This window comes from Kitasatospora sp. NPDC058492 (genome assembly GCF_042720685.1).
Classification (GTDB): domain Bacteria; phylum Actinomycetota; class Actinomycetes; order Streptomycetales; family Streptomycetaceae; genus Kitasatospora.
Genome location: NZ_JBHXMU010000043.1, coordinates 44,761 through 53,256, shown reverse-complemented (window position 1 = coordinate 53,256; position 8,496 = coordinate 44,761). Strand labels below are relative to the sequence as shown.

Here is an 8,496-nt window from a genome sequence, read left to right as displayed (position 1 = left end):
ACCACCCCCCCCCCCACCCCACCCCCACCCCCCCCCCGGCCGGGGCCCCGGCCCACCCCCCCCCGCCCCGGGGCGGCCCCCCCCCGGGGGGGGGGGGGCCCCCCCGCGCCCCGTACCGGGTCGGTATTGAGGGGGGATTGCGCCGTGTTGCGCGCCGATGTCCGATCCCGCGCCGATCTTGTGGGGACGCGAGCCGCCTGCGTACGTTCGACGGGCACCACCCGCCCGGCCCTCCCGGGGCCGCCTCACACCACCCGGAGCCACCCACCATGCCGCCGACCCCACGACCGCTGCGGAAACTCGGCTTCCTGACCATCGGGCTGTTCGACGAGGCCGACCCGCGCCGGGGCCACGAGTCCACCCTCGACCTCATCACCCTCGGCGAGCAGCTCGGCTTCGACAGCGCCTGGCTGCGCCACCGCCACCTCCAGTACGGGATCTCCTCCCCCGTCGCCGTCCTCGCCGCCGCCTCCCAGCGCACCAGCCGCATCCACCTCGGCACCGCCGTCACCCCGCTCGGCTGGGAGAACCCGCTGCGCCTCGCCGAGGACCTCGCCACCGTCGACATCCTGTCCGGCGGCCGCCTCAACCCCGGCTTCAGCGTCGGCCCGCCCACCCACTACGACCGGGTCCGCGGCGCGCTCCACCCCGACACCGGCGAGCACGAGGACTTCGGGACCGGCCGCGCCGAGCGCCTCCTCGGCCTCGTCCGCGGCGAACCCGCCTCCGACTTCGCCGGCACCGAGGGCATCGAGGTGTACTCCCGCCGGGTCCAGCCGCACTCCCCCGGCCTCGCCTCCCGGCTCTGGTACGGCGCCGGCAGCCTGCGCTCCGCCCGCTGGGCCGGCGAGCACGGGCTCAACCTGCTCACCAGCAGCATCGTCAAGGCCGGGGAGCCCGGGGAGTCCGAGGACTTCGCCGAGATCCAGCGCACCCAGATCCGCGCCTTCCGCGCCCAGCACCCCGACGGCGAGCGCGCCCGCGTCTCCCAGGGCCTCGTCGTCATCCCCACCGACGGTGCCAGCCCCGAACAGCGCGCCAAGTACCAGGCGTACGCCCTCGCCCGCACCCCGCGCACCCTCGCCCCGCAGGGCCCGGCCCGGATGGTGTTCGCGCCCGACCTGGTCGGCCCGTCCGAGGAGATCGCCGAGCGGCTGCACGCCCACGCCGGCTACCAGGAGGTCGACGAGGTCGCCTTCGCCCTGCCGTTCACCTTCGACCACCAGGACTACGTGCAGATCCTCACCGACCTCGCCACCCGCCTCGGCCCCGCCCTCGGCTGGCAGCCCTCGGCCGGGCACGGCTGACCCGGCGTCCGGCCGCGCCGAGGGGCGCGGCGGCTCAGGGCCGGTCGGGGCCGCGGGTGGGCAGCGTCTGGCTGTAGACGACGCTCGTGGTCGTGCTGCCGAAGCCGGCCAGCTCGTCCACGAGCGTCTCCAGATGCTCCATGGAGGTCGCGGCGACCTTGAGGGTGTAGCAGTCGTCGCCGGTGGTGCGCAGGCACTCCAGGAGCTCCCGCCGCTCGGCGAGCAGCCGGCGCAGCGGCTCGTGCCGGTTGCCCGGGTACTTCAGCCGGACGACGGCGAGCACGGGGTAGCCGACCTTGGCCAGGTCGACCACGGCGTGGTAGCCGGTGATGACGCCCAGCGTCTCCAGGTTCCGCACCCGTTCCGTGGTGGCGGACGAGCTGAGGTTCACCCGCCGCCCCAGCTCGCTGAGGGAGATCCGGGCCTCCCGTTGCAGCTGTCCGATGATCTGCCAGTCGATGTCGTCGAGATTCACGGCCATTTTGCGATTCTACCGGCAGAACCATGGCGGAGAGCGGTGATCACCGGGATGGTTCGGTTCCGTCGGCCATGATCACCGGGATAGCCTCGGTCCATGCAACTTGGCGTCAACGTACCGAACTTCGGGCCCGGGACGGACCCCGGCGTGCTGCGCGAATGGGCGCGGACCTCGGAGGGGCTCGGCTTCGACCTCCTCATGCTGTCGGACCATGTGACCATCACCCCGGACGTGGCCGTGCGGTACCCGGAGCCGTTCTACGAGCCGTTCACCACGCTGTCCTGGCTGGCCGGTCTCACCACGGACCTGCGGCTGGGCACGAGCGTGCTGATCCTGCCCTACCGGCACCCGCTGCTGACGGCCCGGCTGGCCGCCAACCTCAGCCGGCTCAGCGGCGGCCGGTTCGTCCTCGGGGTGGGCGTCGGCTGGGCGCGGCAGGAGTTCGACGCGCTCGGCGTGCCGTTCGCCGCGCGCGGCCGGCTGACCGACGAGTACCTGGGCGTGCTGCGGGACGCCTGGCGTCCGGAGACTCCGGGGGCTCCGGAGACCCAGGAGACGGGGACGGGGGGCCACGCCGCCCCGACGCCCGTCTGGGTCGGCGGCCACAGCGAGGCGGCGATCCGGCGCGCGGTCAGGTTCGGCGACGCCTGGCACCCGCTGCGGCTCCCCCTGCCCCTGATGCGCTCCATCCTGGCGGAGCACTCGCTGCCGGGGTTCTCCCCCCGCATCGCCCTGCGGATCACCGAGGCGCCGGTCGACGATCCCGAGCGGCCCGCCGGGGTCGGCACCGTCGAGCAGGTCCTCGACGACCTCGACCAGCTGCGGCTGCTCGGCGCGGACACCGTCGTCCTCGACCCCTACCACGGCGATCCGGAGGAGACCCGTCGGCCCCGCGCGGCCTGGCAGGCGCTCACCACCGTGGCCACCCACTGGAAGGACCGATCGTGATCACCCCGGCCGACGAAACCCTCCTGCGGCGCGCCGTCGCCCTCGCGGCCCGGGCGGTCGCCCTGGGCGACGCACCGTACGGCTCCCTGCTGGCCGGCCCGGACGGCGCGATCCTCGCCGAGGCGCACAACACGGTACGGCGCGACGACGACATCACGGCCCACCCGGAGCTGAAGCTCGCCCGCTGGGCGGCCCGCGAACTCGACCCGGACCTGGCCGCCCGCACCACCCTCTACACCAGCTGCCAGCCCTGCGGCATGTGCGCCGGCGGCATCGTCCGCTCCGGCCTCGGCCGGGTGGTCTTCGCGCTCTCCACCGAGCAACTCGTCGAGCTCAACCCGCAGTCGGGCGCCTGGCCGACGGTGGCCCAGGACGGCCCGGCCCTGTTCGACGAGGCGCGCGCACCCCTCGACGCCTACTACCGGCCAGGCCGCTGACGTCGACGCGCCGGGCGGGCACTGGTCAGATGACTAAGCGCTTGCTTAGACTCGGGCCTCCAGTGCAGGCCCGCGCGCGCCCCCAGGAGACGTCATGACCGCGACCAACCGTCAGATCCGCCTCGCCCGTCGGCCGGTCGGGGAGGTGCGGGCGGAGGACTGGGCACACGGGTCGGAGCCGGTGGGGGCGGCCGGGCCCGGGGAGTTCGTGGGACGGACGCGGTACGTGTCGCTGGACCCGGCGATGCGCGGGTGGCTGGACGACCGGCCGTCCTACCTGCCGCCGGTCGGGCTGGGCGAGGTGATGCGGGCCGGGTCCGTGGTCGAGGTCGTCGAGTCCGACCACCCGAAGTTCCGCGTCGGCGACCACGTGGTCGGCAGCTTCGGCGTCCAGGAGTACGTGGTCTCGGACGGCAAGGGCGCGCTGAAGGTCGACCCCGCGCTCGCGCCGCTGTCGACGTACCTCGGCGCGCTCGGCATGCCCGGGATGACCGCCTACTTCGGGCTGCTGGACGTCGGGGCGCTCAAGGAGGGCGAGACCGTGGTGGTCTCCGGCGCCGCCGGGGCCGTCGGCAGCCTGGTCGGGCAGATCGCCAGGATCAAGGGCTGCCGGGTGGTCGGCATCGCGGGCGGCCCCGAGAAGTGCGCGCTGCTCACCGGGGAACTGGGCTTCGACGCGGCGATCGACTACCACTCCGAGGACCTCCGCAAGGCGCTGCGCGACCACGCGCCCGACGGCATCGACGTGTACTTCGACAACGTCGGCGGGGACGTCCTGGACGCCGCGCTCACCCGGCTCGCGATGCACGCCCGGGTGGTGCTCTGCGGGGCGATCAGCCAGTACAACAACGAGACCGCCGTGCAGGGCCCGTCCAACTACCTGTCACTGCTGGTGCGGCGGGCCCGGATGGAGGGCTTCGTGGTGTTCGACTACGCGCCCCGCTACCCGGAGGCGGCCCGGGAGCTCGCGGGCTGGATCGCGGACGGCCGGATCAAGGTCAAGGAGCACGTGGTGGAGGGGACGGTGGACGACTTCCCGACCGTCCTCGGGATGCTCTTCCGCGGGGAGAACACCGGCAAGCTGGTGCTGCGGCTGGCCTGAGCTCAGGTCTCAGCTCTGGCCTGAACTCCGGCCTGATCCCGGCCCGGTGCGGCGGCGACGTGGTGTCCGCCGCCGCACCGGGGGTGTTCAGAGCAGGCGCTTGATCTCGCCGCGCGCCCGGTAGAAGCCGCCCGAGGCGGACTCCCGCACCTCGGCGACCAGGTACCGCGCCCCCGCGACCCGGACGTCCTTCGGGAACTGCACCCGCCGGCCCGGGTCGAAGCCCGCCGACACCACCCGCACCCGCAGCCGGGCGCCGTCCTGCACGCACTCGACCTCGATCCCGCCGCCGGGCAGGCCGCCGGTGCCGGTGACCACCGTCTCCAGGGCCGTGCCCGGCCGAACCGCCTCCCAGCCGGCGTTACGCACCTCGGCGGTGGCCGGCAGCGTCCCGCCCTCGGCCGCCCGGACGGCCTGCTCGCTCGCGTCCAGGCAGGCGAGCGAGCCGTCCGTGGTCACCAGGTAGAGCCGCCCGTCCCGGTACTGCATGCTGTACGCGGAGCCGCAGCCGGTGGCGAGCTTCCACAACCGGGTGCCGTCGGCGGCGAAGCAGTACACCGAGGAGTGGTTGTCCCCGGCGAAGACGTACTCGCCGTCCGGGGAGGCCGCGCAGGAGAACACGGCGGCGTCGCAGCGGTAGGCGGCGACCTCGGAACCGTCGGACTTGCGCAGCCGGTGCACCCAGCCGCGCCCGGTGCCGGCGAACACCTCGTCGGCCTCCTGCCAGCCGAACAGCACCTCGCCCTTGGTCGCGGTGTGCCACAGCTGGTCGCCGCCGCGCGCCGCGTAGCGGGCGACGCCGCGCGAGTGGCCGTGGTAGACGCCGTCCGCGTCGCAGCGCACCATCCAGCCGGAGCGGCCCTCGGCCTTGCGGCGCCACTGGAACTCGTCCTCGTGGTCGACGGTGGTCAGCCCGCCGCGTTCGTCGGCGACGCCGAGGACGCCGTCGTGGATGTCGAGCCAGAAGATGTCCACGTCCTCGGCTATCTCGTACGCCACCCGGGGGACCTTCCCACCCAGGTCGTACACCTTGCCGTCGTCGCAGCCCGCGTAGATCCACCAGTCGTCGGCGACGATGCACTTGACGCCGTCCGGCAGGCCGAACCGGGCGGTGACCTCGCCGTCGTGGGTGAGGGTGTAGACGTCGCCGCGCTCGTTGCCGACCCAGGCGTGCTCCTCGCCGACGAAGACGCCGAAGGCCGGCGAGCCGGAGCGGAACCGCCACAGCAGCGGCGCCTGGTTCGCCGTCGAACGGGTGCTGACGAGCTGCCGCCTGGTCACCGCCCGGCGCTGGCGCACGCCCTGGACGGCCGACGCGTAGCCCTTGCGGACCTTCTCGCCGATCTTCTTGGCCGCCGACGCCGCGGCCTTCTCGGCGCTCGGGAAGCTGGTCGACTTGGCCTGCCCCTCCTCGCCGATCCGCCCGTACCGGACCGTCACCGTACTGCCGGCGAGCCGCACCTCGTAGAACTTGTGCGCGCTCCCCTCCTCCTCGGACAGTTCGAGGTAGGTGACCTGCTCTTCCACGGCGACGGACACGACGAAGTCCCCTTTCGGGTTTTCGGGCAACGGAGACGGGAGGCGAGACGGGGCCTGTTCGCGGCCCCGCTCACCGACAACCCCCAACCTAGGGGGCGGCACTGACAGCGCGTCCCGCTGGGCTTGCCCGGAACCCCGCTTCCCACTTGTCGCCTCACGAACCATTCTTCCGCCGTACATCTGGTCGTCGCCCGCCGCGCACGGTAGGGATCGGGTGGCGTTGCTAGAACCGCAGCGCCCGAACTTTCTTGTCCGTGCTCAGACCGCCGGGCCACCAGCCCGAGCGGCCGTCAGGAGGAAGCTCATGCGGAGTACCCAGCGAGTCCGGCGCAGAGCGATGGCGGGGGCGTCCGCCGCAGCCGTGGTGGGGGCGCTGCTGGCGCTGCCCGGCGGCGTCGCCCAGGCGGCGTCACCCGACGTGGTGATCAGCCAGGTGTACGGCGGGGGCGGCAACTCCGGTGCCCCGTACGCCAACGACTTCATCGAGCTGTACAACCGCGGCACCGCGCCGGTGTCCGTCACCGGCTGGACGGTGCAGTACGCCTCGGCGGGCGGCACGTCCTGGGGGCGGACCACGCTGTCCGGCACGATCGCGCCGGGGCGTTTCCTCCTGGTGCAGGAGGCCGCCGGGGCCGGGACGGGCGCGGCGCTGCCGACGCCGGACGCCACCGGGACCCTCAACCTGGCCGCGACCTCCGGCAAGGTCGCGCTGGTCACCAACGGCACGGCGCTGACCTGCGGTTCGGGCTGCGCGACGCAGCCCGGGGTGAAGGACCTGGTCGGCTACGGGTCGAGCGCCAGCTCCGCCGAGGGCTCGCCGACCGGCAACCTGTCCAACGCCACCGCCGCCCTGCGCGTCGGCGGCGGCGCCACCGACACCGACAACAACGCGGCGGACTTCACCATCGGCGCCCCGACGCCGCGCAACTCCGCCTCCACCGGCGGCGGCACCACCACCGGCGCCCGAATACACGACATCCAGGGCGCGGCCCGCACCTCCCCGCTCGCCGGCAGCGCCGTGAGCGCGGTGCCCGGCGTGGTCACCGCCGTCGGGCCCAACGGCTTCTGGTACCAGGACCCGCAGCCCGACAACGACCCCGGCACCAGCGAGGGCGTCTACGTCTACACCGCCGGCGCGCCCACCGTCGCCGTCGGCGACTCCGTCACGGTGAGCGCCACCGTCAGCCAGTACCGCCCCGGCGGCAGCGGCGGCACCACCAACCTGTCGATCACCGAACTCACCGCGCCCAGCGTCACGGTGCTCGCCCACAACGCGCCGCTGCCCGCGCCCACCCTGGTCGGCCTCGGCGGGCGGGTGCCCCCGGCGGCGGTGATCTCCAGCGTCACCGGCGGGGACGTCGAGACCGCCGGGAACTACCAACCCGCCACCGACGGCATCGACTTCTGGGCCTCGCTGGAGGGCATGCGGGTCGAGATCGACAACGCGGCCGTGGTCGGCCCCAGCAACAAGTACGGCGACCTCCCCGTCGTGCCCCAGGGCAGCACCACCCGCACCAACCGGGGCGGCATCCTGCTCCAGGCGAACGACGGCAACCCGGAGCGGGTGACCCTGGCGAACGCGCTCGCGCCCACCCCGGCCGCCAACGTCGGCGACACCCTGACCGGCGCGACCGTCGGCGTGCTCGACTACTCCTTCGGCAACTTCAAGCTCCAGGTCACCGCGACCCCGGCGGTCACCTCCGGCAACCTCGCCCCCGAGGTCACCGCCGCCCCGACGGCCGGCCAGCTCGCCGCCGCCACCTTCAACGTGGAGAACCTCTCCCCCGCCGACCCGCAGAGCAAGTTCGACGGCCTCGCGGCGGGCATCGTCACCAACCTGCGCGCGCCCGACCTCGTCGCCCTGGAGGAGATCCAGGACAACAGCGGCCCCACCGACGACGGCACCACCGCCCCCGACCAGACCCTCGCCAAGCTCACCGCCGCCATCTCGGCGGCCGGCGGCCCGGCCTACTCCTACCGCCAGATCGACCCGGTGGACGGCCAGGACGGCGGCCAGCCCGGCGGCAACATCCGCCAGGTGTTCCTGTTCCGCACCGACCGCGGCCTGAGCTTCACCGACCGCCCCGGCGCCGGCTCCACCACCGCCGACTCGGTGGTCAACAACGGCGGCACGCCCCAACTCGCCTACTCCCCCGGCCGGATCGACCCGACCAACACGGCGTTCAACTCCAGCCGCAAGCCGCTCGCCGGCGAGTTCCGCTGGAACGGCAAGCCGGTCTTCGTGATCGCCAACCACTTCAACTCCAAGGGCGGGGACCAGCCCCTGTTCGGCCGCTACCAGCCGCCCGCGCACCCGTCCGAGACCCAGCGCCACAACCAGGCGACGGCGGTGAAGAGCTTCACCGACCAGATCCTGGCGGTGGACCCGAACGCGGCGGTCATCGTGCTCGGCGACCTCAACGACTTCGAGTTCTCGCAGACCGCCGACATCCTCACCGCCGGCGGCTCGCTGACCGACCTGCCGCGCACCCTGCCGCTGCCCGAGCGCTACACCTACGTGTACGAGGGCAACTCCCAGGTGCTGGACCACATCCTCATCTCCGGCGCGCTGGCGGCGAAGCCGTACAGCTACGACATCGTGCACATCAACAGCGAGTTCAGCACCCAGCTGAGCGACCACGACCCGCAGGTCGTGCGGATCCCGCTGCCCTGACGCACGACACC

Annotated in this window: 7 protein-coding genes; 5 read left to right on the top strand and 2 right to left on the bottom strand. The window is 73.5% G+C overall.

The annotated features are described in order from the left end of the window. Positions 1 to 269: 269 nt before the first annotated feature. Positions 270 to 1,307, top strand: coding sequence for an LLM class flavin-dependent oxidoreductase (locus ACFWPI_RS25945; protein ID WP_380376004.1), 1,038 nt, complete (start codon positions 270 to 272; stop codon positions 1,305 to 1,307). 34 nt (positions 1,308 to 1,341) lie between these two features. On the opposite strand, the gene ACFWPI_RS25940 is transcribed toward ACFWPI_RS25945, so the two are convergent. Beyond that, entirely contained in the window at positions 1,342 to 1,788 is a 447-nt protein-coding gene (locus tag ACFWPI_RS25940) for an Lrp/AsnC family transcriptional regulator (RefSeq protein ID WP_380376006.1), read from the bottom strand. Between the two features lie 93 nt (positions 1,789 to 1,881). On the opposite strand from ACFWPI_RS25940, the gene ACFWPI_RS25935 reads away from it, so the two are divergent. The 3 genes from ACFWPI_RS25935 (at position 1,882) to ACFWPI_RS25925 (ending at position 4,272) form a co-directional block, all read left to right on the top strand. Next, positions 1,882 to 2,733 (top strand): TIGR03619 family F420-dependent LLM class oxidoreductase, encoded by an 852-nt coding sequence (locus ACFWPI_RS25935; protein WP_380376008.1) that lies wholly within the window; start codon positions 1,882 to 1,884, stop codon positions 2,731 to 2,733. Further along, positions 2,730 to 3,170 (top strand): nucleoside deaminase, encoded by a 441-nt coding sequence (locus tag ACFWPI_RS25930; RefSeq protein WP_063345918.1) that lies wholly within the window; start codon positions 2,730 to 2,732, stop codon positions 3,168 to 3,170. Before ACFWPI_RS25935 ends, ACFWPI_RS25930 begins: the two co-directional genes overlap by 4 nt. 94 nt (positions 3,171 to 3,264) lie before the next feature. Continuing rightward, positions 3,265 to 4,272: an NADP-dependent oxidoreductase gene (locus ACFWPI_RS25925; RefSeq protein WP_380376010.1), complete on the top strand. Its 1,008-nt coding sequence runs from the start codon at positions 3,265 to 3,267 to the stop codon at positions 4,270 to 4,272. An 87-nt stretch (positions 4,273 to 4,359) separates the two neighbouring features. On the opposite strand, the gene ACFWPI_RS25920 is transcribed toward ACFWPI_RS25925, so the two are convergent. Then, positions 4,360 to 5,811, bottom strand: coding sequence for a WGR domain-containing protein (locus ACFWPI_RS25920; RefSeq protein ID WP_380376012.1), 1,452 nt, complete (start codon positions 5,809 to 5,811; stop codon positions 4,360 to 4,362). 304 nt (positions 5,812 to 6,115) lie between these two features. On the opposite strand from ACFWPI_RS25920, the gene ACFWPI_RS25915 reads away from it, so the two are divergent. Further along, positions 6,116 to 8,485 (top strand): lamin tail domain-containing protein, encoded by a 2,370-nt coding sequence (locus ACFWPI_RS25915; protein WP_380376014.1) that lies wholly within the window; start codon positions 6,116 to 6,118, stop codon positions 8,483 to 8,485. The last annotated feature ends 11 nt before the right edge of the window (positions 8,486 to 8,496 follow it).